The 23683-nt window shown below is 69.6% G+C and carries 25 protein-coding genes; 5 read left to right on the top strand and 20 right to left on the bottom strand.

The genetic code is table 11. The features are described from left to right. The 4 genes from SPR02S_RS20195 to rimP all read right to left on the bottom strand — a co-directional run. Positions 1-327 (bottom strand): translation initiation factor IF-2 N-terminal domain-containing protein (locus tag SPR02S_RS20195; RefSeq protein ID WP_026150713.1); only part of this gene is annotated, 327 nt, incomplete at its 3' end. A gap of 146 nt (positions 328-473) precedes the next feature. Further along, positions 474-752, bottom strand: a complete 279-nt coding sequence (locus SPR02S_RS20190; RefSeq protein WP_078622946.1) for a YlxR family protein — start codon at positions 750-752, stop codon at positions 474-476. A 90-nt stretch (positions 753-842) separates the two neighbouring features. Beyond that, positions 843-1841, bottom strand: coding sequence for a transcription termination factor NusA (gene nusA, locus SPR02S_RS20185; protein WP_019058803.1), 999 nt, complete (start codon positions 1839-1841; stop codon positions 843-845). A gap of 2 nt (positions 1842-1843) precedes the next feature. Further along, the gene (gene rimP / locus SPR02S_RS20180; protein WP_019058802.1) at positions 1844-2386 is read right to left on the bottom strand and encodes a ribosome maturation factor RimP; all 543 of its coding nucleotides are present in this window, start codon (positions 2384-2386) and stop codon (positions 1844-1846) included. Between the two features lie 205 nt (positions 2387-2591). Here rimP and SPR02S_RS20175 point away from each other — a divergent pair, with 205 nt between their 5' ends. The 3 genes from SPR02S_RS20175 to SPR02S_RS20165 are packed head-to-tail and all read left to right on the top strand — an operon-like array spanning position 2592 to position 4540. Beyond that, positions 2592-3116 (top strand): hypothetical protein, encoded by a 525-nt coding sequence (locus tag SPR02S_RS20175; RefSeq protein WP_078622945.1) that lies wholly within the window; start codon positions 2592-2594, stop codon positions 3114-3116. Beyond that, on the top strand, positions 3113-3589 hold the full coding sequence (locus SPR02S_RS20170) for a ferritin-like domain-containing protein (protein ID WP_019058800.1): 477 nt from the start codon (positions 3113-3115) through the stop codon (positions 3587-3589). The genes SPR02S_RS20175 and SPR02S_RS20170 overlap by 4 nt, the downstream gene beginning before the upstream one ends. A gap of 51 nt (positions 3590-3640) precedes the next feature. Continuing rightward, positions 3641-4540, top strand: a complete 900-nt coding sequence (locus SPR02S_RS20165; protein ID WP_019058799.1) for an aminoglycoside phosphotransferase family protein — start codon at positions 3641-3643, stop codon at positions 4538-4540. A 77-nt stretch (positions 4541-4617) separates the two neighbouring features. Here the strand turns inward: SPR02S_RS20165 and SPR02S_RS20160 are convergent, their stop codons facing one another. The 4 genes from SPR02S_RS20160 to SPR02S_RS20145 are packed head-to-tail and all read right to left on the bottom strand — an operon-like array spanning position 4618 to position 8754. Then, the gene (locus SPR02S_RS20160; RefSeq protein ID WP_019058798.1) at positions 4618-5832 is read right to left on the bottom strand and encodes a metal-dependent hydrolase family protein; all 1215 of its coding nucleotides are present in this window, start codon (positions 5830-5832) and stop codon (positions 4618-4620) included. Beyond that, positions 5829-7277 (bottom strand): sodium:solute symporter family protein, encoded by a 1449-nt coding sequence (locus SPR02S_RS20155; protein ID WP_019058797.1) that lies wholly within the window; start codon positions 7275-7277, stop codon positions 5829-5831. The genes SPR02S_RS20160 and SPR02S_RS20155 overlap by 4 nt, the downstream gene beginning before the upstream one ends. Further along, positions 7274-7516, bottom strand: a complete 243-nt coding sequence (locus SPR02S_RS20150; protein ID WP_019058796.1) for a hypothetical protein — start codon at positions 7514-7516, stop codon at positions 7274-7276. Before SPR02S_RS20150 ends, SPR02S_RS20155 begins: the two co-directional genes overlap by 4 nt. Next, entirely contained in the window at positions 7516-8754 is a 1239-nt protein-coding gene (locus SPR02S_RS20145) for a M20 metallopeptidase family protein (protein WP_019058795.1), read from the bottom strand. Before SPR02S_RS20145 ends, SPR02S_RS20150 begins: the two co-directional genes overlap by 1 nt. 84 nt (positions 8755-8838) lie before the next feature. Here SPR02S_RS20145 and SPR02S_RS20140 point away from each other — a divergent pair, with 84 nt between their 5' ends. Further along, the gene (locus tag SPR02S_RS20140; RefSeq protein ID WP_245607587.1) at positions 8839-9942 is read left to right on the top strand and encodes an Lrp/AsnC family transcriptional regulator; all 1104 of its coding nucleotides are present in this window, start codon (positions 8839-8841) and stop codon (positions 9940-9942) included. 78 nt (positions 9943-10020) lie between these two features. Here the strand turns inward: SPR02S_RS20140 and SPR02S_RS20135 are convergent, their stop codons facing one another. The 11 genes from SPR02S_RS20135 to dxr all read right to left on the bottom strand — a co-directional run bounded on the left by SPR02S_RS20135 (position 10021) and on the right by dxr (position 21030). After that, positions 10021-10245 carry a ferredoxin gene (locus tag SPR02S_RS20135; protein WP_019058793.1) on the bottom strand — a complete coding sequence of 75 codons (225 nt, stop codon included), beginning with the start codon at positions 10243-10245 and terminating at the stop codon, positions 10021-10023. Positions 10246-10247: 2 nt separating this feature from the next. Next, a complete protein-coding gene (locus SPR02S_RS20130; RefSeq protein WP_019058792.1) occupies positions 10248-11471 on the bottom strand; it encodes an NADH-ubiquinone oxidoreductase-F iron-sulfur binding region domain-containing protein in 1224 nt (407 codons plus the stop codon). Then, complete coding sequence (locus tag SPR02S_RS20125; protein WP_019058791.1) at positions 11468-12049, bottom strand: ferric reductase-like transmembrane domain-containing protein; 582 nt, start codon at positions 12047-12049, stop codon at positions 11468-11470. The genes SPR02S_RS20130 and SPR02S_RS20125 overlap by 4 nt, the downstream gene beginning before the upstream one ends. Continuing rightward, positions 12046-13029: an FAD:protein FMN transferase gene (locus SPR02S_RS20120; RefSeq protein ID WP_019058790.1), complete on the bottom strand. Its 984-nt coding sequence runs from the start codon at positions 13027-13029 to the stop codon at positions 12046-12048. The genes SPR02S_RS20125 and SPR02S_RS20120 overlap by 4 nt, the downstream gene beginning before the upstream one ends. Beyond that, positions 13029-13391 carry a hypothetical protein gene (locus SPR02S_RS63995; protein WP_169389429.1) on the bottom strand — a complete coding sequence of 121 codons (363 nt, stop codon included), beginning with the start codon at positions 13389-13391 and terminating at the stop codon, positions 13029-13031. The genes SPR02S_RS20120 and SPR02S_RS63995 overlap by 1 nt, the downstream gene beginning before the upstream one ends. Positions 13392-13572: 181 nt before the next feature. Next, the gene (locus SPR02S_RS20110; RefSeq protein WP_019058788.1) at positions 13573-15276 is read right to left on the bottom strand and encodes a proline--tRNA ligase; all 1704 of its coding nucleotides are present in this window, start codon (positions 15274-15276) and stop codon (positions 13573-13575) included. Positions 15277-15349: 73 nt separating this feature from the next. Continuing rightward, positions 15350-15913: a GNAT family N-acetyltransferase gene (locus SPR02S_RS20105; RefSeq protein ID WP_052347013.1), complete on the bottom strand. Its 564-nt coding sequence runs from the start codon at positions 15911-15913 to the stop codon at positions 15350-15352. 88 nt (positions 15914-16001) lie between these two features. After that, a complete protein-coding gene (locus SPR02S_RS20100; protein WP_019058786.1) occupies positions 16002-16850 on the bottom strand; it encodes a GNAT family N-acetyltransferase in 849 nt (282 codons plus the stop codon). 284 nt (positions 16851-17134) lie between these two features. After that, positions 17135-18292 carry a flavodoxin-dependent (E)-4-hydroxy-3-methylbut-2-enyl-diphosphate synthase gene (ispG, locus tag SPR02S_RS20095; RefSeq protein WP_019058785.1) on the bottom strand — a complete coding sequence of 386 codons (1158 nt, stop codon included), beginning with the start codon at positions 18290-18292 and terminating at the stop codon, positions 17135-17137. 168 nt (positions 18293-18460) lie between these two features. Next, positions 18461-19765, bottom strand: a complete 1305-nt coding sequence (locus SPR02S_RS20090; RefSeq protein WP_019058784.1) for a site-2 protease family protein — start codon at positions 19763-19765, stop codon at positions 18461-18463. After that, a complete protein-coding gene (gene dxr / locus SPR02S_RS20085; protein WP_019058783.1) occupies positions 19762-21030 on the bottom strand; it encodes a 1-deoxy-D-xylulose-5-phosphate reductoisomerase in 1269 nt (422 codons plus the stop codon). Before dxr ends, SPR02S_RS20090 begins: the two co-directional genes overlap by 4 nt. Positions 21031-21218: 188 nt before the next feature. On the opposite strand from dxr, the gene SPR02S_RS20080 reads away from it, so the two are divergent. Next, entirely contained in the window at positions 21219-21668 is a 450-nt protein-coding gene (locus SPR02S_RS20080; protein ID WP_026150711.1) for a lamin tail domain-containing protein, read from the top strand. 7 nt (positions 21669-21675) lie between these two features. Here SPR02S_RS20080 and SPR02S_RS20075 read toward each other — a convergent pair whose 3' ends face one another. Then, a complete protein-coding gene (locus tag SPR02S_RS20075) occupies positions 21676-23607 on the bottom strand; it encodes an acyl-CoA dehydrogenase family protein (protein ID WP_019058781.1) in 1932 nt (643 codons plus the stop codon). Positions 23608-23683 lie beyond the last annotated feature (76 nt).

Raw genomic sequence — 23683 nt, 5'->3', positions numbered from 1 at the left:
GGGCGCGGCCGGGGCTGCGGGAGCCTCGACGGCGCTCTCGGCGACGGCCGGCTTCGGGGCCGGCGGGCGCGGGGCGGCAGGACCCGGGCGGGCACCCTGCGCCGGAGAGGGGGCGCCCGGACGTGCCGGGGCAGCCTTGCGCGCGGGGGCGGGCTTGCCGCCTCCGTTGCCCTGCTGGAGGGCGTCTGTCAGCTTGCGTACAACGGGCGCCTCGATCGTCGAGGACGCCGAACGGACGAATTCACCGAGTTCTTGGAGCTTGGCCATGACGACCTTGCTCTCCACCCCGAACTCCTTGGCGAGTTCGTATACCCGGACCTTAGCCACTTCGCTCCTTTTAGGTCCGGGTGCGTCCGGACCGTCGCTACTTCATGGGCGTACTCATCGCGTGCTCATCGAGTGCTCATCGCAATCTCGACCTACTTCCAACTCGCGGAATACCGGGCCGCACGGAGGTTCCGTACGACTCGCTCTTACTGTGACGCCTGCTCGACGTAGAGACGCAACGCCTTTGTGTCGAGCGCTCCCTGGGCACGCAGCGCCCGTGGGAACGCCCGGCGGCGTACCGCCAGGTCGAGACAGACCAGGGCGGGGTGCAGATACGCGCCCCGGCCGGGCAGCGTACCGCGATGATCGGGGACGCATTCGCCCTCGACCGCCACGATGCGCAGCAGGTCCTTCTTGGCCGCTCGCTCCCGACACCCCACACAGGTGCGTTCAGGGCATGCGCGGGCTCGCGTCCGGCCAGACACTGCTAAGTCTACCTCCCCGCACCGACCTCACCCCTTCGGGGGAAGAATCGAACGGTTGTTGTCGTGATCTAAGCCACTCGCGGCCGAGATCTATTCCCCGGCCTGGTCGGACGGCTGTTCGGTGTCCGGACGGATGTCGATGCGCCACCCGGTGAGCCTGGCCGCAAGTCGGGCATTCTGCCCTTCCTTGCCGATCGCCAGGGACAACTGGTAGTCCGGCACCGTCACGCGCGCGGAGCGGGCCGCGAGGTCCACCACCTCGACCTTGGAGACCCGCGCCGGGGAGAGCGCGTTGGCGACCATCTCGGCCGGGTCGTCCGACCAGTCGACGATGTCGATCTTCTCGCCGCTCAGCTCGCCCATCACCGCGCGCACCCGGCCGCCCATGGGGCCGATGCAGGCACCCTTGGCGTTCAGACCGCTGCGGGTGGAGCGGACGGCGATCTTCGTACGGTGGCCGGCCTCGCGCGCGATGGCGGCGATCTCCACCGACCCGTCGGCGATCTCCGGCACCTCCATGGCGAACAGCTTCTTCACCAGATTGGGATGCGTACGGGAGAGCGTCACGGACGGACCGCGCACACCCTTCGCCACCCGGACGACGTACGACCGAAGGCGCAGGCCGTGCGGGTACGTCTCGCCGGGGACCTGCTCCTGCACCGGCAGGATGGCCTCCAGCTTGCCGATGTCGACGAGCACGTTCTTCGGGTCGCGGCCCTGCTGGACCACGCCGGTGACGATGTCGCCCTCGCGGCCCGCGTACTCGCCGAGCGTCGCGTCGTCCTGGGCGTCGCGCAGCCGCTGCAGGATGACCTGCTTGGCGGTGGTGGCGGCGATCCGCCCGAAGTCGGACGGGGTGTCGTCGAACTCGCGCGCCTCCTGCCCCTCCTCCAGGTCCTCGGGGTCCTCCTTCGCCCACACCGTCACGTGGCCGGTGTCCCGGTCGAGCTTCACGCGCGCGTGGTGGCGGCTTCCCTCGGTACGGCGGTAGGCGATGAGGAGGGCCGACTCGATCGCCTCGACCAGCAGGTCGAAGGAGATCTCCTTCTCCCGCACCAAGCCCCGCAGGGCACTCATGTCGATGTCCACGGCTACGCCTCCTCTTCGTTCTCAGTGTCTTCTACGTCTTCTACGTCTTCTACGTGCTCGTCGTTCTTGTTCTTGCGGTTGAACTCGACCTGGACACGCGCCTTGACGACGTCCGCGAAGGCGAGCCGCTTGGCGGTGGGCTTGCGCCCCTTCACGCCGGGCACCTCGACGTCGATGCCGTCGTCGTCCACCTCGATGATCCGGGCGACCAGCTCACCGCTCTCGGCCAGCTGGAACTTCACCAGCCGGTCGGTGGCGCGTACGTAGTGACGGTGTTCGGTGAGCTCGCGCTCGGCTCCGGGCGTCCCGACCTCAAGGGTGTATTCGCCCGCGCCCATCGCGTCGGTCTCGTCGAGCTTCGCCGAGAGCGCGCGGCTCACATCGGCGATCTGGTCCAGATCGGCACCGGTGTCGGAATCGACGACCACGCGCAGCACCCGCTTGCGTCCCACCGAGTCCACCGCGACCTCTTCGAGATCGAGTCCCTGGGAGCCGACGAGCGGTTCCAGCAGTTCTCGCAGCCTCTCGCTCTGGGTCGTGCTCATCCGGGTGACTCCTCGGCCGCGTGTGCTGTTGTGGGTAGGGCGCGTGTCTGCTCAAAGGGTATCCGGTCCCGAGGTGTGTTGCCGTCCACCTGCGGACGGACCGGTGCCGGTGACTGCCGTCAGGCATACGCGCGGGTACCGTGATCACGGGCGCGCTGCCCTTCCCGCCTTTTCGTTCGTACGAGCCCCCCGAGGACGATCTGCCGTGCCGTTCCCCCCACCTCCGCGCACCCTCCTGGGACCGCGCAGAAGGAGCCTGCTCGCCTCGGCCGCCGGAGCCGCCCTCCTGGTGGGCTGCTCCACCGATGCCGACGACTCCGGGACCACGGGCGGCAGCGAATCGGCCGCCGAACGCGCACGCGCGCGTGCGGCCTCCGACAGCAACACTCTCCTCCAGCACTACGACGCGGTACTCGCCGCGCACCCGACGCTGGCGGACCGCCTGGACCCGCTGCGGGCGGAGGTCGTACGGCACGCGGCGGCTTTCGGCGGCGGAAGCGGCGGTTCTACGGCTTCTTCGTCGCCGTCGGCATCTGCGTCCGCGTCGCCCTCCCCCGTTGCGGCGACCCCTAGCGATGCCCTGACCGATCTGGCCACCGCAGAGCGGGCCCTCGCCGACCGGCGGGCCAAGGCGCTGCTCGATCTGCCCGGTGAGCTGGCCCGGCTGCTGGCCTCGGTGGCCGCCGCGGGGGCCGCGCACGCGTATCTGCTGACGGAGGGTGCCAAGTGAGCGAGCGGACGGCCGAGGAGAAGGCCGCGGAACTGACCGCGCTGCGGGCCGCGTTGGCCGCCGAGCACGCGGCTGTTTACGGCTACGGCGTCGTCGGCGGCCGTATCCGCGAGGGCCGGCGGACCGAGGCCAAGGCGGCCTACGACGCGCACCGCGCCCGGCGCGACGCGCTGGTCCGCGAGGTGCGGGACCTGGGCGGCACGCCCGTGGCCGCGTCCGCCGCGTACGCGCTGCCGTTCGCGGTGCCGGACTCGGCGGCGGCCGTACGGCTCGCCGCGGAGCTGGAGGACCGGGTGGCCGGGGTCTACTCCGACCTGGTGCGGGCGTCGACGGAAGGGGTACGGGGTACGGCCACGGAAGCTCTGCGCGAAGCGGCGGTCCGCGCGGTGCGCTGGCGCGGCGGGAGCGTACCCTTCCCTGGTCTCGCCGAGCGGGCCGCGACCCCCACGGCCTCGGCGACACCCACGGCGTGATCCGCATGGGGACGCAGGACGGCAGGACCGTAGGAAGGGAACAACTCGCGCATGGCTTTCGAACCGCCGCAGCGTCTGGTGAGGGCGCTCGGGGAGACGGCACCGAGCGGTGACGACTGGTTGGAGAAGCTGCCCGAGGTGGCTCAACAGGCCGTTGATCTACGCGAGTTGACTGTGGAGCGGGTGCAGGTGCCTGGCGGGCGCAGCAGTTTGGTTGTGCTGGTGCGGCGGGCTGATGGGACTCCGGCCGTGTTGAAGCTCGCCCCGCGTCGGGCTCGGCCCGAGAGTGAACGGGCTGCGCTGGCGCGGTGGGGTGGGCTGGGTGCCGTGCAGCTTGTCGAGCTGTTCGCCGGCGAGGGTGTGCTGGTGTTGGAGCGGTTGCATCCTGATGTGTCGGTGCGGTCGTTGCCCGAGGCGAAGGCCTTGCTGGAGGCGGCGGGGACCTTGCGGCGGTTGTGGGTGGAGCCGCCTGGTGATCATGCGTTTGAGACTGTGGCCGAGCGGACGGGGCGGCAGGCTCGGGTCATGCGGGACAGCGGTAGCGGTGGGGTTGAGGTTGCCTCGTTGGTCTCGGCGGCGTTGGAGGCTCGGGAGGCGTTGTTGGCTGCGCCGCCTGAGGTTCGGTTGCTGCATGGGACGTTTCGGCAGAGCAAGGTGCTTGCGGCTGAGCGGGTGCCGTGGCTTGCCGTGGGGCCGGATCCGGTTGTGGGTGAGTGTGCGTTTGATCTGGCTCGGTTGGTTCGGGATCGGGTTGAGGATCTGATTGCTACGCCTTCGGGGGCGTCCACAACTCGGCGGCGGATCAAGCGACTTGCTGAGTCTTTGGATGTGGATCAGGAGCGGTTGCGGGGGTGGACGTTGTTCCGGGCGGTTGAGTCTGGGGTGCGGGCACTGCGCGTGGGGCGGCCTCGGGATGCTGAGTTGTTGCTGGAATTTGCTGGGTGGCTATAGGTCGTGCTTTGGCTGCGGGTGAGTGGGGGCTGGTCGCGCAGTTCCCCGCGCCCCTAAAGACACTTGGCCCCGTTGCTTTATAGGGCCGCCCGGACTCCGTCCTTCCATACCTCCGTTATGTTGCCGGGCAGCGCCTTTAGGTCGTAGGCGTTGCCCTCCACCAGGACCAGGTCTGCTCTGTTGCCCGGTTCTACGGTGCCCAAGTCGTCGTAGCCCAGAAGGCGGGCCGCCGAAGAGGTGGTCGCCGCCAGGACCTCGGCCGGAGTCATGCCGCATGACTCCATCAACGCCAGCTCGTCCAGGTTGGTGCCGTGGGGGCCGATGCCGCTGTCTGTGCCCATGGCTATGCGGACGCCTGCTTCTGCGGCTCGGCGTACCGAGATGGCGTGGGCCTCGGTGACCTCCTTGGCCTTGCGGAGCATGGCTTCGGGGATCTGGATGCCGGACTCTGCTGCTCGGATCACCGATACCGGGGCGATCAGGGTGGGGACCAGCCAGGTGTCGTGTTGCAGCATGAGGTCTATTGCCTCGTCGTCCAGGTGGATGCCGTGTTCTATGGAGCGGACTCCGGCTCGGACCGCGTTCTTGATGCCGTCCGCGCCTTGCGCGTGGGCCATTACGTAGCGGCCCTGCGCGTTCGCCTCGGTCACCAGGATGTCCAGTTCCTCCGGCGTGAACTGGCTGTGGCGGGGGTCGTCGCGCGGGGAGAGGACACCGCCCGTGGTGCATACCTTGAGGACCTCGGCGCCGGCGCGGAGCAGGGTGCGGGCGGTGCGGCGCATCTCGTCGGGGCCGTCGGCCATCGCGGGTGGGCGGCCCGGGTGCGGTACGGCTAGGCCGGCGCACTGGCCCGAGGGCATCCAGGGGTCGCCGTGGCCGCCGGTCTGGGTGATCAGGCCGATGGAGATCTGGACGCGGGGGCCCGTCAACAGGCCGTCCTCCACTGCCTGTTTGATGCCCAGGTCGGCGCCCGCCGCGTCGCGGACCGTGGTGATGCCCGCTTCGAGGGTGCGGCGCAGGTTCACCGCCGCCTCGTAGAACTGGTACGAGAACGGCTTCTGCAACGCGCCCAGCAGGCCTATGCCGTTGAGCGTGAGGTGGACGTGGCAGTCGAACATGCCCGGGAGCAACGTGCGGCCTGTGCAGTCGACTTGGGTGTCGCCGTCCAGGCCTGTGCCGACGTCGACTATGCGGCCGTCGGACACGACCACGTCTGCGGGGGCCGGGGCTGCGCCGGTGCCGTCGAAGACCAGGCCGCCCGTGAAGACCGTACGGGGTGCGGAGTTGTTCATGCCGTCATCGCAACCTGCTTGTCGGAGGCGGGAGTTGTCCTGCGGGCCAGGAGGCGTTCCGCGGGGGCCGCGAGGGTCAGGACGATCAGGTTCGCGGCCAGGCCGATCAGGCCCACGTTGACGTTGCCCGCCAGGTCCTTGTTCCAGAACGTCAGCCAGATGACGGCCAGTTCGCCCACGAACAGGCCCGCCAGGATCGGGACCTTGCCCACCGGGCGGCGGGTCAGGAAGCCCAGGGCGATGGCGGGGGCGAGTTGGACGGTGCCGCTGTAGGTGAGGAGCAGGAGGTTGGCCAGCAAGTCCGGGCGGAAGATCGCCAGCAACAGTGACAGACCGCAGGCCGCCACCACCGTGCCGTGGTTGATCCAGAACTGGGTGCGTTCGCCCTGTACGCGGGCGATGTTGCGGGCCACCAGGGAGGAGATGCCGATCAGGATGCCTGCCGCCGGGACCATCGCCGTCGCTATCGCCGCGATCACCACCAGGCCCGTCGCCCACGCGGGCAGGACCTGCTTGCTCAGGGTCAGGAGGATGCCGTTGGCCGAACTGCCCGGCTTGAGGACGAGGATGGCGGCGAAGCCGACGATGATCGGCATCAGGAGGCAGAGTTCGTAGAGGGGCATCCAGGTGTAGTTGCGGCGCAGGACCTTGGGGTCGCGGGCGGACATCACGGCGGGCCAGGCGTGCGGGAGGCACATCAGGCCGACGCCGATCGCGCTGACCAACATGCTTGTGGTGAACCAGACTTGGTCGGCGGGGCCCGCGTGGATCGTCAGCATCTCGGGGTGCAGCTTGTCGATGCGGTGGAACATCGCGCTGACTCCGCCCGCGAAGTGGGAGGGGATCGCGACGAGGAGCACGCCCAGGACGATCAGCATGATGACGTCCTTGAAGTACGACGTCATCGCGACGCCGTGCAGGCCCGCCCACAGCACGAAGGCCACGACCAGCACGCTGCCGATGATCATGCTGAGGGTGCCGGAGGACGAGTTGCCGGTGACCAGCTGGACGATCAACCCCAGCCCGGTGATCTGGAGTTGGAGGTACGGGAGGACGAAGACGACGCCCAGGACGGCCGCGACTGTGCCGAGGAGTTTGCTGTCGTAGCGGTCCTCCAGGTAGTCGCCCTGGGTGAGGTAGCCGCGTTCCTTGCCGAGGGACCAGAGGCGCTTGGCGAGGAAGAACAGGACCATGTAGCCGATGGGGACGTACGGGAGGGCGTAGAGGGCCGCCACTCCGCCGCTGAACGCCAGGCCTGCCATGCCGAGGAAGGTGAAGGTGGTGAACACCTCGCCGGCCTGGAGGAACCACATGCTCACCGCGCCGAAGTTCCGTCCGCCCACGGCCCATTCGGACAGGTCGGCGGCGGGCTTGCGGCGGCCGGCGAAGCCGAGGACACCGATCAGCCCGATGCCGGTGAACGTCATGATGAGGATGGTCGTCACTGGTCAACCCCCTCGGCGGTCGTGACGGTCGCGGTGGTGTCGGTCAACTCGGCTCCTTCGCGAGCCATCTGACGCTCCGTCAACAGCAGTGCGGGGGTGCACAGTACGCACCATGCCGCGCCCCACACGAGCATCCGGGGCAGGCCGAACCACAGTCCGTCGGTGTTCACGAACGGCAGGAAGGGCATGAGGGCCAGCGCGAGCGCGGGCACGGCGGGGATCAGGTGGTAGGGGCGCACTACGCCTCCTTGGCAAGGGAGTTGAGACGGTCCAGTCGGCGGACGGCGAGTTCGGCGAGCAGGGCGGAGCCGTCGGAGACAACGCTGTCGTCGAAGGCGGCGAGCGGGGAGTGGTTGCCGGGCGCTGTCTCCGGGTCGCCGGTGGTGTCGGCGCCCAGGAACACGAAGGCGCCCGGCACCCGGTCCAGGACCCGGGAGAAGTCCTCCGAGCCGGTGATCGGGTCGGTCAGCGGTGCGAAGCGCTCCTCGCCGAAGGCCTCGCGGACGGTGTCGGCGAGGAAGTCGTGCTCGGCGGCGTCGTTGACCGTGACCGGGTACTCGGGGACGAAGTCGACCTCGGCGGTGAGGCCGTGGGCCGCCGCGATGTCCTCGCAGAGGCGTACGGCGACCTCGGCGACGCGTTCGGCTGCGGCCGGGGTGAAGGTGCGCACGGTCGCCTCGAAGACGGCGTCGTCCGGGATGATGTTGCGCCGGGTGCCCGCGTGGAAGGTGCCGACGGTGACCACGACCGGGTCGAAGACGTCGAAGCGCCGGGTCACCATCGTCTGCAGCGCGGTGACCATCTCGCAGGCCGCCGGCACCGGGTCCAGCGCGGCGTGCGGCCGCGAGCCGTGCCCGCCCGCTCCTACGACCCGTACGTGCAGGCCCGCCGAGGCCGCCATCAGCGTGCCGGGGCGGGAGCTGAAGACGCCGGTGGGGTACGACGACGAGCTGACGTGGAGTCCGTAGGCGGCGTCGACCGGGCGGCCCGCCGCCGCGAGTACCCCCTCCTCGACCATGTGCCCGGCGCCGTCCCAGCCCTCCTCCCCCGGCTGGAACATGAACACCACGTCCCCGGCGAGGCGTTCGCGCCGGTCGGCGAGGAGTCGGGCGGCGCCGACGAGACCGGCGGTGTGCAGGTCGTGGCCGCAGGCGTGCATGGCGCCGTCGATGCGGGAGGTGAACTCCGCGCCGGTGCGCTCGGTGACCGGTAGACCGTCCATGTCTCCGCGGAGCAGTACGACGGGGCCGCCGGGCTCGGTTCCTCCGCCCGGTTCGGTTCCTCCGCCGCGCAGGACCGCCGTCACGGAGGACAGTGACGTGCCCGTGCCGATCTCCAGCGGCAGTCCGTCCAGTGCGGCCAGTACCTTCTCCTGCGTACGCGGCAGGTGCAGGCCGATCTCCGGTTCCTGGTGCAACGCCCGGCGCAGGACGGCCAGTTCGCCCTGGAGCTCGTGTGCGTCGTCTTGCAGAGTCATCCCTCTCCCCTCGTAGGTCACTCCCGCAACTCCAGGACGCTGCCCAGCCGGACCGGCGCTCGTGCGTCGGGCGCCGTACGGACCGTGCTTCTGGTCGGCAATGATGAGAGGGCGGTGCATCACCGCAGCGATTTTTGGAGAGATCCGCCGTACGAAGGCCATCAATCCGAGGGATCCACCATGCTGTCCGAATCCGATCTCGCCCTGGTCAACGCCTTGCAGCTCCGGCCGCGTGCTCCCTGGTCACTGATCGGCAGAGCGCTGGGGGTCGGGCCGGTGACGGTGGCGCGGCACTGGGAGCGGCTGGTCGAGCGGCGTGAGGCGTGGCTGACTGCCTATCCGGGCGCGGCAGTCGGTGAACGGCTGGCGTTCGCATTCGTGCAGGTGGACTGTGCGCCGGGTGAGGCGATGCGGGTGGCCCGGACGGTGGCCGGTGACGCGGAGTTGACCGCCGTCGACTATGTGGCGGGGCCCTGCGATCTGGTGCTGCATCTGGTGGCGTCGAGCCTGGAGGGGGTGTCTCGGTATGTCGTCGACCGGGTCTCGGGGCTGCGGGGGGTTGTCGGGACGCGGACGTTGGTGGCGCCGCGGATGTACGCGGAGGGGAGTCGGTGGCAGGTTCGGGCCATCTCGCGTGAGCAGCGGGGGTTGTTGATGGCCGCGGAGTCCTCGTCCTCGGCGGGGATGGTGCCTCGGTTCGGGGAGTTGGATCGGGATCTGTTGCTTGCGCTGGGGGAGAACGCGCGTGCCTCGCATGCGGAGTTGGCTTCGCGGCTCGGGGTTGGGGCGAGTACCGTGCGGCGGCATTTGGGGGCGGCTCTTGCGGGTGGGGTGATTCGGTTGCGGTGTGAGGTCGCTCGGTCTCTGTCTCCTGCGCCGGTGACGATGTTGTTGTGGTTGCGGGTGCCGCCGGATCAGTTGGAGCGGGCGGCTCGGACGCTTGGGCGGTTTCCTGAGGTGCGGATGTGCGCGGCGGTTAGCGGGGCTGCGAATTTGTTGGTCGGGGTGTGGTTGCGGTCTGCGGGGGATGCGGTGGGGTTGGAGAGCGAGATGGTGGCGAAGTTGTCTCGGTTGGAGATTGTTGATCGGGCGGTGACTTTGCGGGCGGTGAAGTTGGGTGGGTGTTTGTTGGATGAGCGGGGGCGGATTGAGGGGCGGGTGGCTATGGATTTTTGGGGCGGGGTTTGAGGGGCGGTCGAGCTCGGAGGGTGCGGATGGGTTTCGGGCTGCGGGCGCGTTGGGGCTGGTCGCGCAGTTCCCCGCGCCCTAAAGGGGCGCTCCCCTCGCCGTCAATTTCAAGGCAAGCACGGGACAGTCCGACGCTGCTCTGCGGGCTCGTTTCAGGATGCGGGGTGGGATCGAGCCGCCATCCACCAGCGGGTAGCCCCATTCATCCAGCGTGATGTGGTCGGGGAGCAACTCGGCGCACAGGCCATGGCCCTGGCAGGCCGTCCAGTCGATGTCGATTTTCTGGGGCGTCTTCTGGTCCATGGTCAGTGGGCCTCGTTCGGGATCGGGAGCAAAGGGGTCGCGTCGCTCGCGGTGCACAAACCCCTTGCGTGGGTGTCCAGTTCGGCCGCGAAAGTGGTCAGCGCGCTGCGGACCAGGCGGACCGTGCCGTCGGGGTGGTGGCAGGCGCCTCGGCCCTCCACCAGGCCCGACCAACGGGCCACGTCCTGGCGGGTGTTGGCCTGGGGGCCGGGGGTGGCCAGGGTCTGGAAGGCGGAGGCTATGCGCGGGAGGCCGTTGAGGCAGGGGCCGCATTGGCCCGCCGATTGCAGGGCCAAGTAGCGGAGGACTCGGGCGGTTTCGGTTACGCCGCAGCGGTCCGTGGGGAGTGCGGCCAGGACGCCTGCCCCCAAGTCACCTGCGTCCAGCGTGCGTTGGGCTGCCTCTGCCGCCGGGATCCAGGTGCCGTGGTAGCCGCCCACCAGTACCGCGGACGTTCCCTCCAGGGGCAGGAGTCGGTTCAAGGGGAGGCCGAACGGGGCTTCCACCACCCGGACTTCGCGGCCCGGGACGTGCAACGTGCACAGGGTGCTGCCCGGTTGGGTGGGTGTGCCCGCGCTGCGGAACCAGTCGGCGCCGTAGCGGGCGACCAGGGCGAGGTGGGCCAGGGTTTCCACGTTCTGGACGAGGGTGGGGGCTTTGCGCACTCCGCGTTCGCGGACCGGGGGGTGCTGGTGGCGGGGCAGCGGGGCGTTTCCCGAGACGTATTGCGCCAGCGCCGATGCCTGGCCGGACAGGAAGCGTTTGGGTAGGCGGATGACCTGTACGGGGAGCGGGTCGTTGCGTTGGGCCAGGGCCGATTCCAGGTACGACGCGCCGTCCTCCACCGCCAGGTGGGCCTCCCCCGCGCCGACTGCCCGCGCCGCCAACTGCAGCCCGTCCAGGACCAGATGGGGCGAGAGGCGGAGCAGCGTCTTGTCCTTGCGGCTGGCCGGCTCGCCTTCCGCTCCGTTCGCTACGACCACCGGTGCACGGCCCGTGCGGCGGCTCGCGTCGGCCACCGCGACCAGCTTGCGGTACGTCGGGAACGCGGCGCCTCCACGGCCGGTGAGGCCGGATTCGGCGACCGTTCTCAGGAGGGTGTCGGGATCTCCGTACGACAGTGGGCCGTAGCGGAGTTCGTGGGTGGAGAGGTCGGCCGCGGTGCCGCCGGGGGCGAGGAGGCGGGGGGACATGTAGACGTCGGTGAAGGTCGTGGTCGTGGTCATGAACGGGCTCCTTCGGCTGTGCGGAGCAGGGCTGCGGGCGTGCGGCGGGAATCCCGGGCCGAGTGGGCCAGGCGGATGCCGAAGGCGGCTGTCACCGCGGCCACGCAGGACACGGTCAGCCAGGTCATCCAGTCGGTGCCGGTGTCCGTGCCGATGCCGATGCCGTGGATCAGGGCGACCGGCCAGGAGACGTACGCCAGCCAGTGGAGGGCCCGCCAGGTGCGGTGGCCGATGCGTTCGCGGAGGAGGCTGGTGATCAGGACCGCGAGCATCAGGTCGAGGGCGACCGTGCCGAGGCCCAGCCAGAACGGCTCGTAGTCGGAGACGAAGGGGACGACCGCGTCGACGACGGTGATGTTCACGTATCCGTCGATCACCGCCATCGCGATGTGCAGGGCCAGGAAGGCGGTCGCGGAGAGGGAGAGGGTGCGGTGCAGGTTCACCGTGCCGAAGCGGGGCAGGCCGGGGAGCCGGGTGCGCAGGCGGACCGCGATGCCGAGCAGGACGACCACGGTGAACAGGACCAGGCAGACGGCGCCGGTGGCACGGTTGGCGTACCAGAGGATCTCGGAGCTCATGCGGCGGTCCCATGGGTCGTCGCCTGGTGGGTGGGCCAGCCCGGGGTCGTTACGACCGTGCCGTCCTGGGCAACCAAGCGCGCGGGGAGGCCCAGGCGCGTCAACCAGCGTTCCGCGCCTGCCCCCTTGACCAGGCACGCCGTGCTCGCCGCGTTGGCGTCGGCGCTCGTCGCGGCGGCGACCGAGACCGTGCGCCAGGGGCTGCGGACCGGGAGGCCGGTGCGCGGGTCGACGATGTGGTGCAGCTCGTAGCCGCCCCGGCGCCAGCGGCGCGCCGCCGTGCCCGAGGTGGCGAGGCCGCCGGAGCGCAGGCCGATCGTGGCGTACGTACCGTGCGTGGGCACCTCGTCGACAGAACCGGTGACGTCCTGGACGCGGATGTTCCAGCCGCCGGCCGGGGGCTCCCCCGCGACGGCCGTGTCGCCGCCCAGGCTCACCAGGACTCCGCAGCCGGCCACTTGGGCGAGCATCGCGGCGGCCTTGTCGGCGGCCCAGGCCTTCGCCGTGGCGCCGAGGTCCAGGCGGACACCGACCGGGACGGTGACCGCGCCGGTCGTACGGTCCAGGTCGATCGTGCGCCAGCCCGGGGCGCGCTTCACGGTGAGCCGGATCGGGCGGTCGTCCTCCTGGACGAGGGTGAAGTCGCGGTCGTAGCCGATGGCGTTCATGGCCGAGCCGACCGTCGGGTCCACCGCGCCGTCCGTCGCCTCGGCGGCGCGCAGCGCGACCGCCAACGCCTCGGCGAGCAGCGGGCTGACGGTGATCGGGCGGCCCAACGAGGCGTCGAGCGCGGCCAGTTCGGAGTCGGTACGGAACCTGCTGCAGGCCGCGTCGACCTCGGCGAGGTGCCGGGCGAGGAGCAGGTTGCAGGAGTCCAGCAGGGCCGGGTCGGTGACGACCAGCCGGACGCTGGTCCCGAGGGCACGCCAGTCGGCGGCGGCCGTCGTGCGCAGGGGCGCGGTACTCGTACGTGTACTCATCACGACGCTCCCGACGTGGAGTCGGTGGAGCCGCCGGAGGACGAGGTCACGCCGGACGAGGACGACTGAAGGTCCGGTGACGAAGAGGAAGACGAAGACGAAGATGAGGAGGATGAAGACGACGACGAGGTCGAACTGTCCGATGTGGACGAGGTGTTGGAGGAGGCGGACGGCGAGGGCGACGATGAACTCGTCGTACCCGTGCTGCCCGCCGCCGTGTCCGCCTCCGCGTCCGACTGCATCGTGCCGACCAGGGCGAACACCCCGGCCGCCGCCGCCAGCGTGATCGCCGCCGTGGCGGCCGCGATGCGCCGCTTGCCTCTGCGGACCGCCGTAGCGGCCCCACGCTCCTTGACTGTCATGACCGTTCCCCTCCGCAGTGACGCTCTGTCACGTCCTACGGTCGGGGACCAGCCTGAGAGAAGTCTGTGAGGCGCCCATACGCCTCCCGAGAACTCTCTGAGAGGAGTCTTAAATTGCTTGAGGCTTCAACAAGCCCCAACTCCTCGCCGCCTACGCGGTAGTTGCTTGCGCGGTACTGACTTACGCGGTGAGGCGGGCGATCGCCTCGTCGACGGTCAGTTCCTCGCGCTCGCCGGTCCTGCGGTCCTTCAGTTCCAGGACGCCCTCGGCGGAGCGGCGGCCCGCGACCAGGATCTGCGGTACGCCGATCAGCTCCGAGTCGGTGAACTTCACGCCCGGGGAGACCCCGGCGCGGTCGTCGACCAGGACGCGCAGGCCGGCCGCGCGCAGCTTCTCCGATACGTCCAGGGCGAGTTCGGTCTGGAGGGCCTTGCCAGCGGCCACGACATGTACGTCCGCCGGGGCGACCTCGGCGGGCCAGCACAGGCCCTTGTCGTCGGCGGTCTGCTCGGCGAGGGCGGCGACCGCGCGGGAGACGCCGATGCCGTAGGAGCCCATGGTCACGCGGACCGGCTTGCCGTGCCGGCCGAGGACGTCGAGCTTGAGGGCGTCGGCGTACTTGCGGCCGAGCTGGAAGATGTGGCCGATCTCGATGGCGCGGTCCAGCTTGAGGCCGGTGCCGCACTTGGAGCAGGGGTCGCCCTCCTGCACGACCACGACGTCGACGTACTCGCCGACCTCGAAGTCACGGCCCGCGACGACGTTCTTCGCGTGCGTGCCCTCCTTGTTGGCGCCCGTGATCCAGCTCGTGCCGGGGGCCACGCGCGGGTCGGCGATGTACGTGACCTTCTCGCCCAGGCCCTGCGGGCCGACGTAGCCGCGCACGAGGTCGGGACGGTCGGTGAAGTCCTCCGCCGTCACCAACTCCACTGCGGCGGGGGCGAAATGGGCCTCGACCTTGCCGAGGTCGACCTCGCGGTCACCGGGGACTCCTACGGCGACGATCTCGCCGTCGACCTTCACGAGGAGGTTCTTCAGGGTGGCGGAAGCCTCGACGCCGAGGTGGGCGGCGAGGGTCTCGATGGTGGGAGTGTCGGGGGTGGGGATCTCTTCGAGCGCGGGCACGCCGGCGGCGTCCACGGGCTTCAACTCGTAGGTGATCGCTTCGGTGTTGGCGGCGAAGTCGCAGTTCGGGCAGTCCGCGAAGGTGTCCTCGCCGGCCTCGGCCGGGGCCAGGAACTCCTCCGACTTCGAGCCGCCCATCGCGCCCGCGGTCGCGGCGCAGATGCGGTAGTCGAGGCCGAGGCGCGCGAACACCTTCTGGTAGGCCTCGCGGTGCAGGGCGTAGGAGTGGGCGAGGCCCTCGTCCTCGGTGTCGAAGGAGTACGAGTCCTTCATCAGGAACTCGCGGCCGCGCAGCACACCGGCCCGCGGGCGGGCCTCGTCGCGGTACTTGTTCTGGATCTGGTAGAGGATGACCGGCAGGTCCTTGTAGGAGGACGCCTGGTCCTTCACGATCAGCGTGAAGATCTCCTCGTGGGTGGGGCCGAGGAGGTAGTCGCCGCCCTTGCGGTCCTTGAGGCGGAACAGCTCGGGGCCGTACTCCTCCCAGCGGCCGGTCGCCTCGTACGGCTCGCGGGGCAGGATCGCGGGGAGCAGCACCTCCTGGGCGCCGATCGCGTCCATCTCCTCACGCACGATCCGCTCGACGTTGGAGAGGACCTTCTTGCCCAGCGGCAGCCAGGACCAGATACCGGCCGCGGTACGGCGGACGTAACCGGCCCGCACGAGCAGCTTGTGACTGAGGACCTCGGCGTCCGCCGGGTCGTCGCGCAGCGTCTTCGCCATCAACTGGGACATGCGCTGGACCGGTGCGTTCGCCATGGTTCCTGTACTCCTGCCGGGAAAGGGTGATGGCTAGGAGGTTAGCCGGGCGTGCTGTGCCGGTGGAAATCGGTTAACGGCGGCGGAGAGGGAGGGGGGCGCCCATGACCGCGTACGGCTTCGGGGCGCTCGGGAACAGGACCTGGCGGGCGAGGTCCTCGTAGCCGAGGGAGCGGTACAGGCCGCGGGCCGGGCTGTCGGTGTCGATCGCGGAGAGGATCGAGCGGGGTTCGGTGGCGGCGTCCGTGATCGTGGTGATCAGGGAACGGCCCGCGCCGCGGTTCTGGTAGTGCGGGTGGACGTGCAACTCGGTGATCACGAAGGAGTTGTCGAGCCACTCGTCGTGGTCGCGGGCTCGGAGGTACGGCTCTACGACTGTGGACCACCAGTGAGTGCGGTTGTTGGGCATGCCGTAGACGAATCCGACGAGGCGCTCCGCTGAGGTGGCGCCGAGTGCTCTTGCTCCCGGGTAGGTCATGTGGCGCAGGACGATTTGCCGTCGTACCGCTACTTCGTCCTGGCCCAGGCCGAATGCGAGGGCCTGTACGGCCAGGGCTTCGTCCACGCGGGCCGAGAGGTCCAGGGGGCCGATCACGACGTCTTGGGGGTGGCGGTGACCGTGACCGGGAAATCGCATGTGGGGAGAGTACAGGGGTGGTTCGGTTGTTGTTCGGGTGCGGGCGCGTCGTGGCTGGTCGCGCAGTTCCCCGCGCCCCTGAAAGCCTCTAGAACAGGACGCTCATGAAGGCGCCGACCTCCTGGAAGCCGACCCTCAAGTACGCCCGTCGTGCCGGGGTATTGAAGTCGTTGACGTAGAGGCTGACCATCGGGGACACATCCGCGAGCGCGTAGCGCAGGACCGCTGCCATCGCAGGGGCCGCCACGCCCATCCCCCGGTACTCGGGGGCCACCCAGACGCCCTGGATCTGGCAGGCCTTGGGTGTCGCCGCGCCGATCTCCGCCTTGAAGACGACCTTGCCGTACTCGTCGAGGCGGGCGAACGAGCGCCCGGAGCCTACGAGTTCGGCGACTCGGGCCTGGTAGAGGAGGCCCCCGTCGCCTGCCAGCGGGGAGACGCCCACCTCCTCGGTGAACATCGCCACGCACGCCGGCATGATCGTGTCGATCTCGTCCTTGCGGATGCGGCGGACGTACGGATCGGCGGCGATGTCGGTGGGCATGCGGTCGGCGACCATGAGGGGCTGGTGGGCGCGAACGTCGCGGGCCGGGCCCCAGCTCGGTTCGAGGAGGCGCCAGAGCTGGGCCGTCGCCTCGGCGGGGCCGACGATCGAGGAGCAGCGGCGGCCTGCCCTGCGGGCTCGGTCGGCGAAGGCGCGGACCGCTCTCGGGGTCGCGCAGATCGGGACGAGGTTGGCGCCCGCGTAGCAGAGGGACGTCAGCATGCCGTCCTCGTACCAGCCCCACATCTCGCCGCCGAGCCGCCAGGGATCGAGGCCCGCGACCTGCACCCGCGAGGTCACGAAGGCGTTCGTGACCGGCTCGCGGTCGAGCACGGCGAGCGCGGCGTCCAGGTCGCTCGGTTCGAGCACCCGAGAGGTGGTCTGGGTCAACACGTACGGGGCCTCACCCTGAGGGTCTGCTGATCTCCGCACTGTACCTGCGGAAGCTGAGCGGCGCCGCTCTGTGTTGGCGCCCGCTTCTCTTGTGCGGGTGGGTCAGCGTGCCGTCTCTGGGGGCTGCCGCCCCCAGGCCCCCGCTTTCGGCCTGGACGGCCTCGTCCTCAAGCGCCGGACGGGCTGGATGTGCCGACCGACGCTGACAAGTGGGGCCCGAGAACCTGGCCGGTGAAGCCCACCGCCCCTGACGAGGGAAGCGCAGCCCCCGCCGGACCGCCCTCTCAGCCCGCGACCGACACCGAAGGCTCGCCGGAAGCGATCCCGTCCGCCTCCATCTGCTCGGCGATCTTCATCGCCTCCTCGATCAGCGTCTCCACGATCTTCGACTCGGGCACCGTCTTGATGACCTCGCCCTTGACGAAGATCTGCCCCTTGCCGTTGCCGGAGGCGACGCCGAGGTCGGCCTCTCGGGCCTCGCCGGGACCATTGACGACACAGCCCATGACCGCGACCCGCAGCGGGACCTCCATGCCCTCAAGGCCCGCCGTGACCTCCTCGGCCAGCTTGTACACGTCGACCTGGGCGCGACCACAGGACGGGCACGACACGATCTCCAGGCGGCGGGGCTTGAGGTTCAGGGACTCCAGGATCTGGTTGCCGACCTTGACCTCCTCCACCGGCGGGGCGGAGAGGGAGACGCGGATGGTGTCGCCGATGCCCTGGGACAGGAGCGCGCCGAAAGCCACCGCCGACTTGATCGTGCCCTGGAAGGCCGGGCCCGCCTCGGTGACGCCGAGGTGGAGCGGGTAGTCGCACTGGGCCGCGAGCTGGCGGTACGCCTCGACCATCACGACCGGGTCGTTGTGCTTGACCGAGATCTTGATGTCCTGGAAGCCGTGCTCCTCGAAGAGGGACGCCTCCCAGAGGGCGGACTCGGCCAGCGCCTCGGGGGTCGCCTTGCCGTACTTCTTCAGCAGTCGAGCGTCCAGCGAGCCCGCGTTCACACCGATGCGGATCGGCGTGCCGTGGTCCTTCGCGGCCCGCGCGATCTCCTTGACCTTGTCGTCGAACTGCTTGATGTTGCCGGGGTTCACCCGGACCGCAGCGCAGCCCGCCTCGATCGCCGCGAAGACGTACTTCGGCTGGAAATGGATGTCCGCGATCACCGGGATCTGCGACTTGCGCGCGATCGTCGAGAGGGCGTCGGCGTCGTCCTGTGTGGGGCAGGCCACGCGGACGATCTGGCAGCCGGACGCGGTCAGCTCGGCGATCTGCTGGAGCGTCGCCCCGATGTCCGACGTACGGGTCGTCGTCATGGACTGCACGGACACCGGCGCGTCGCCGCCGACCGCCACGGTGCCGACCTGGATCTGCCGGCTCTTGCGGCGCTCGGCAAGCCTGGTCGGTACGGACGGAATGCCGAGAGAAATCGCAGTCATCTGCTGTGCAACCCCAAGTCGTGGATCAAGGCCCCGGTCCCGGAACAGCGGGCTCCAGGCTTCGAGATTACGTCAACCGTGCGGGCCCGAGCACATCCCGGCCGTAAACCCACTCAATGGAGAGCGGCCCGGCACAAGAGATGCCGGGCCGCCACAAACTATGGGTGACTAGGAGATTTTCACTGGGTTAACCACGTCCGCCACCAACACCAGCAACGTGAAGCAGACGAAGATCCCCGCCACCACATAAGCCACCGGCATCAGCTTCGCCACGTCGAACGGGCCCGGGTCCGGGCGCTTGAGCACCTTCGCCAGGTTCCGCCGCAGCGCCTCCCACAGCGCGCCCGCGACATGCCCGCCGTCGAGCGGGAGCAGCGGGAGCATGTTGAAGAGGAAGAGGGAGAGGTTGAAGCCTGCCACCAGCATCAGGGCCATGGCCAACTGCTGGGTGGGCGGGATGTCGAGCGTGAAGATCTCGCCGCCCACGCGGGCCGCGCCGACCACGCCCATCGGGGAGTCGGCCTGGCGGGGGGCGCCGTCGAAGGCCGCGTTCCACAGGGCCGGGATCTTGCCGGGGAGGGCCGCGATGGAGTCGACGGCCTCGCCCATGCGGTCTCCCATCCAGGTGACCGAGTCGCCGAAGTCCTGACGGACGATGCCGGTGGCCGCGCTGAAGCCGAGGAAGCCGGCGGTGACGTACTGGCCCTGGACGATCTGGCCGCTGGAGTCCTTCTTGGCGACCTGGTTCGACGCGATCTTCGCGTGCAGGGTGAGGGCCTGGCCCTTGCGCTCCACGACGATCGGGACCGTCTTGCCGGGGGCGGCGCGGATCAGGTCGGAGAGCTTGTTCCAGTCCGTCGTCCTGACGCCGTTGAAGCTGAGGATCTTGTCGCCGGCCTTGAGGCCCGCTGCCGCCGCCGGGGAGGCCCGGTCCTTCTTCGTGCAGGTGTCGCGGTTCTGGCTCTGCGCGATGACGCACTCGGAGACCGAGCTGACCGTGTTGGTCTGCTGCGAGATGCCGAAGCCCATCAGGACGGTGAGGAAGAGCGCCACCGCCAGGATCAGGTTCATGAAGGGGCCCGCGAACATCACGATGACCCGTTTCCAGGGCTTGCGTGTGTAGAACAGGCGGGACTCGTCGCCGGGTTCCAGCTCCTCGAAGGCCGCCGAGCGGGCGTCCTCGATCATGCTGCGCCAGGGCGAGGTGGAGCGGGACTCGATCCTGCCGTCGGGTCCCGGCGGGAACATGCCGATCATGCGGATGTAGCCGCCGAACGGGATGGCCTTGAAGCCGTACTCGGTGTCGCCCTTCCGCTTGGACCAGATGGTCGGGCCGAAGCCGACCATGTACTGGGGCACCCGGATGCCGAAGAGCTTCGCCGTCGAGAGATGCCCCAGCTCGTGCCAGGCGATCGAGACCAGCAGGCCGACCGCGAAGACGACTATGCCGAGGATCATCATCAGGGCTGTCATGCACGCGCCTCCGCGTTCGCCGTGGTCGTCTGCGCTGTCAGTTCGCGGGCCCGGGCGCGTGCCCAGGTCTCCGCTTCAAGGACGTCGGGCACGGTCAGTGAAGTTCCCGTGGCCGGTGTCCCGTGTTCCTCGACCACCCGTGTCACCGTCTCCATGATTCCGTTGAACGGCAGCGCGCCCGCGCGGAACGCCTCCACGCACTCCTCGTTCGCCGCATTGAACACCGCCGGAGCCGTGCCCGCGAGCTGTCCCACATGCCGGGCCAGGCCGACCGACGGAAAAGCGTCGGTGTCGAGCGGGAAGAACTCCCATGTCGACGCCTTGCTCCAGTCGAACGCGGGCGCCGCGTCCGGGACCCGCTCGGGCCAGCCGAGCCCGATGGCGATCGGCCCGCGCATGTCGGGGGGCGTCGCCTGGGCGAGTGTCGAACCGTCCGTGAATTCCACCATCGAGTGGACATACGACTGCGGGTGCACGACCACCTCAATGCGATCGAAGGGAATGTCGTACAGCAGGTGCGCCTCGATCACCTCCAGCCCCTTGTTCACCAGGGTCGCGGAGTTGATCGTGATCACCGGGCCCATCGCCCAGGTGGGGTGCGCGAGTGCCTCTTCTACGGTCACTCGCGCCAAGTCGGCTTTGCTACGACCCCGGAAGGGGCCGCCGGACGCGGTGACGACGAGCTTGCGGACATCGGCGCGGGTACCGGCCGCGAGGGCCTGGAACAGCGCCGCGTGCTCGGAGTCCACCGGGATGATCTGGCCCGGCTTGGCCAGCGCCTTCACCAGCGGGCCGCCGACGATGAGCGACTCCTTGTTGGCGAGCGCGAGGACGCGGCCCGCCTCCAGGGCGGCGAGGGTGGGCGCCAGGCCGATGGACCCGGTGATGCCGTTCAGCACGGTGTGGCAGTCGGAGGCGGCGAGTTGGGTGGCCGCGTCCGGACCGGCCACGATCTCGGGGAGCGGCTCCCCCGCGCCGTACTGCGCGGTGAGCGCCTCGCGCAGTGCCGGTACGACGTCCTCGCGGGCGACCCCGACCGTCCGCACCCTGAGCTGGTAGGCCTGCTCGGCGAGGAGCCCGACCCGGCCGCCGTTCGCGGAGAGGGCGGTGACCCGGAAGCGGTCCGGGTTGCGCAGCACCAGGTCGATGGCCTGGGTGCCGATGGACCCGGTGGACCCGAGGATCACCAGGGCCTTGGGACCGTCGCCCACGACGGGGTCGTAGACGAGATGTGGGTCGGCGAGGGGTGCTGGACTGTCGCTCATCCCTCCATTGTTGCCGCAACGGGTGGCCGGGGGGACAGCGGTTCCCTCGGGCGGGTGGCTTATCGGCTCTCGTCGGTGATTGAAGGGAAATCCCCCTTTGTGAATACGGCGTGAAGGTCGTGTGATAACACTTCAGGTCTGCGCCGGTGGACGACCGGCGCGTGGACGACATCCTGGGGGGATTCTCCATGCGGATACGCGCTGCCCTGCCCGCGCTCGCGGGCGCCGCGATACTCACCGGCACCTTGCTGAGCACTCCGGCCGAAGCCGCCGGTGGCGTCACGATCTACCGTGTCTGGTTCGACAGCCCGGGCTCGGACACCCGGTCCAACACGAGCCTGAACGGCGAGTGGGTGCAGATCAAGAACACCAGCCGGTCGGCGATCTCGCTCAAGGGGTGGGTGCTGAAAGACGTCTCGAACCACCGGTACGTCTTCAAGAACATCAAGATCGGCGCCGGCAAGTACATCAAGGTGCACACCGGCAAGGGCACGGACACCGCGGCGAACACATACCAGGGCCGTGCCGCCTATGTCTGGAACAACACCAGCGACACGGCGACGCTGACGAAGTCCAACGGCAGCAAGGTCGACACCTGTTCGTGGACGACGCGGGATCCGAGCGACAAGTACTGCTGAACGAGGGCTAGTTGACGGGGCGGTGGAGGTTGTCCGCCTTGGACGGGCCCGGGGTCGTGTCGGCGATCCAGGGTCCGTCGCCGGACGGGTCGACGATGCCTTCCTCCAGCCAGGTGTACGCGCCGCCCATGACGCCCTTGACGACCTTGTGGTCGATGTCGTCGGTGTTGGTCCACAGGCGGCCGAAGAGTTCCTCGACGCGGATGCGGGACTGTTCGCAGAAGGCGTCGGCGAGTTGGTAGGCCTCGCGGCCGTGATCGCCCTGGGTGCGCAGGAGTTCGGCCCGTACGCAGACCGCGCTCATCGCGAAGAGTTCCGCGCCGATGTCGACGATCCGGCCCAGGAAACCCTGCTTGGTCTCCATCCGGCCCTGCCAGCGGGACATGGCGTAGAAGGTCGAGCGGGCCAGTTTGCGGGCACCGCGTTCGACGTAGCGAAGGTGCCGGGAGAGGTCGACGTCGTGGCGGAACTCGCCGTAGGTGCCCGGGAGTTGGCCGCTGCCCGCGACCAGCTTCGGGAGCCACTTGGCGTAGAAGACGCCCGCGTTGGCGCCCGCCTTCGCCTTGTCCTGAAGGGACTTGTCCGGGTCGATGAGGTCGCCGGCGACCTTGAGGTGGGCGTCGACGGCCTCGCGGGCGATGAGGAGGTGCATGATCTCCGTCGAGCCCTCGAAGATGCGGTTGATCCGGAGGTCGCGCAGGACCTGTTCGGCGGGAACCGCCCTCTCGCCGCGGGCCGCGAGGGACTCCGCCGTCTCGAAGCCCCGGCCGCCGCGGATCTGGACCAGTTCGTCGGCCATCAGCCAGCCCATCTCGGAGGAGAAGAGCTTGGCGAGCGCGCCCTCGATGCGGATGTCGTTGCGGTCCTCGTCGGCCATCTGCGAGGAGAGGTCGAGTACGGCCTCCAGGGCGAAGGTCGTCGCCGCGATGAAGGAGATCTTCGCGCCAACCGCCTCGTGCTCGGCGATCGGCCTGCCCCACTGCTCACGCGCCGCCGACCACTCGCGGGCGATCTTCAGGCACCACTTGCCGGCCGCGACGCAGGACGCGGGGAGGGAGAGGCGGCCGGTGTTGAGGGTGGTGAGGGCGATCTTGAGGCCCGCGCCCTCGGGGCCGATGCGGTTGGCGGCGGGCACCCGGACCTGGTGGAAGCGGGTGACGCCGTTCTCGATGCCGCGCAGGCCCATGAAGGCGTTGCGGTTCTCGACGGTGATGCCGGGCGAGTCGGTCTCGACGACGAACGCGGTGATGCCGCCCTTGTGGCCCTCGCTCTTCGGCACTCGGGCCATCACGACCAGGAGGTCGGCGATCACGCCGTTGGTGGTCCAGAGCTTCACCCCGTCGAGGACGTAGGAGTCCCCGTCGGGCACCGCGCTGGTCGCGAGGCGTGCCGGGTCGGAGCCGACGTCCGGTTCGGTGAGCAGGAAGGCGCTGATGGCGGTGCGGGCGCAGCGGGGCAGGAACTCCGCCTTCTGCTCGTCCGTGCCGAACAGCTTCAGCGGCTGCGGTACGCCGATCGACTGGTGGGCGGAGAGCAGCACGCCGACCGCGGGGCAGGCCGAGCCCGCGAGGGCCAGTGCCTTGTTGTAGTACACCTGGGTGAGGCCGAGGCCGCCGTACTTGGTGTCGATCTTCATGCCGAGGGCGCCGATCTCCTTGAGGCCGCTGATGACCTCGTCGGGGATGCGCGCCTCGCGTTCGATGAGGGCGGCGTCGATCCGGGTCTCGCAGAAGTCGCGCAGCTTCGCGAGGAACTCCTCGCCGCGCCGGGCGTCCTCGTCGGGCGGGAGGGGGTGGGGGTGGATCAGGTCGAGCCGGAAGCGGCCGAGGAACAGTTCCTTGGCGAAGCTGGGCTTGCGCCAGTCCTGTTCCCTGGCCGCTTCCGCCACCTGCCGGGCTTCTCGCTCGGTGACGGTGGGTTTGCTGGATGGAGCGGACATGAGGCTCACCTCGCCGCGAATCGGGCCCTCGGACCATGGCGGTTACCGACGGGTGCTACCCGTTCGTATGTACCCG

This window comes from Streptomyces prunicolor NBRC 13075 (assembly GCF_000367365.1).
GTDB classification, from domain to species: domain Bacteria; phylum Actinomycetota; class Actinomycetes; order Streptomycetales; family Streptomycetaceae; genus Streptomyces; species Streptomyces prunicolor.
Note: the sequence above shows the minus strand (reverse complement) of the source record. Positions and strands in the feature narration are given on the sequence as shown.

What these genes read in the sequence shown, in the direction of transcription:
- rimP (WP_019058802.1), bottom strand. Translation starts at nt 2,386, where the DNA reads ATGAGCACGACCCAGAGCGAGAGGCTGCGAGAACTGCTGGAACCGCTC.
- SPR02S_RS20165 (WP_019058799.1), top strand. Translation starts at nt 3,641, where the DNA reads ATGGCTTTCGAACCGCCGCAGCGTCTGGTGAGGGCGCTCGGGGAGACG.
- SPR02S_RS20160 (WP_019058798.1), bottom strand. Translation starts at nt 5,832, where the DNA reads ATGAACAACTCCGCACCCCGTACGGTCTTCACGGGCGGCCTGGTCTTC.
- SPR02S_RS20145 (WP_019058795.1), bottom strand. Translation starts at nt 8,754, where the DNA reads ATGACTCTGCAAGACGACGCACACGAGCTCCAGGGCGAACTGGCCGTC.
- SPR02S_RS20135 (WP_019058793.1), bottom strand. Translation starts at nt 10,245, where the DNA reads ATGGACCAGAAGACGCCCCAGAAAATCGACATCGACTGGACGGCCTGC.
- SPR02S_RS20130 (WP_019058792.1), bottom strand. Translation starts at nt 11,471, where the DNA reads ATGACCACGACCACGACCTTCACCGACGTCTACATGTCCCCCCGCCTC.
- SPR02S_RS20125 (WP_019058791.1), bottom strand. Translation starts at nt 12,049, where the DNA reads ATGAGCTCCGAGATCCTCTGGTACGCCAACCGTGCCACCGGCGCCGTC.
- SPR02S_RS20120 (WP_019058790.1), bottom strand. Translation starts at nt 13,029, where the DNA reads ATGAGTACACGTACGAGTACCGCGCCCCTGCGCACGACGGCCGCCGCC.
- SPR02S_RS63995 (WP_169389429.1), bottom strand. Translation starts at nt 13,391, where the DNA reads ATGACAGTCAAGGAGCGTGGGGCCGCTACGGCGGTCCGCAGAGGCAAG.
- SPR02S_RS20110 (WP_019058788.1), bottom strand. Translation starts at nt 15,276, where the DNA reads ATGGCGAACGCACCGGTCCAGCGCATGTCCCAGTTGATGGCGAAGACG.
- SPR02S_RS20105 (WP_052347013.1), bottom strand. Translation starts at nt 15,913, where the DNA reads ATGCGATTTCCCGGTCACGGTCACCGCCACCCCCAAGACGTCGTGATC.
- ispG (WP_019058785.1), bottom strand. Translation starts at nt 18,292, where the DNA reads ATGACTGCGATTTCTCTCGGCATTCCGTCCGTACCGACCAGGCTTGCC.
- SPR02S_RS20090 (WP_019058784.1), bottom strand. Translation starts at nt 19,765, where the DNA reads ATGACAGCCCTGATGATGATCCTCGGCATAGTCGTCTTCGCGGTCGGC.
- dxr (WP_019058783.1), bottom strand. Translation starts at nt 21,030, where the DNA reads ATGAGCGACAGTCCAGCACCCCTCGCCGACCCACATCTCGTCTACGAC.
- SPR02S_RS20080 (WP_026150711.1), top strand. Translation starts at nt 21,219, where the DNA reads ATGCGGATACGCGCTGCCCTGCCCGCGCTCGCGGGCGCCGCGATACTC.
- SPR02S_RS20075 (WP_019058781.1), bottom strand. Translation starts at nt 23,607, where the DNA reads ATGTCCGCTCCATCCAGCAAACCCACCGTCACCGAGCGAGAAGCCCGG.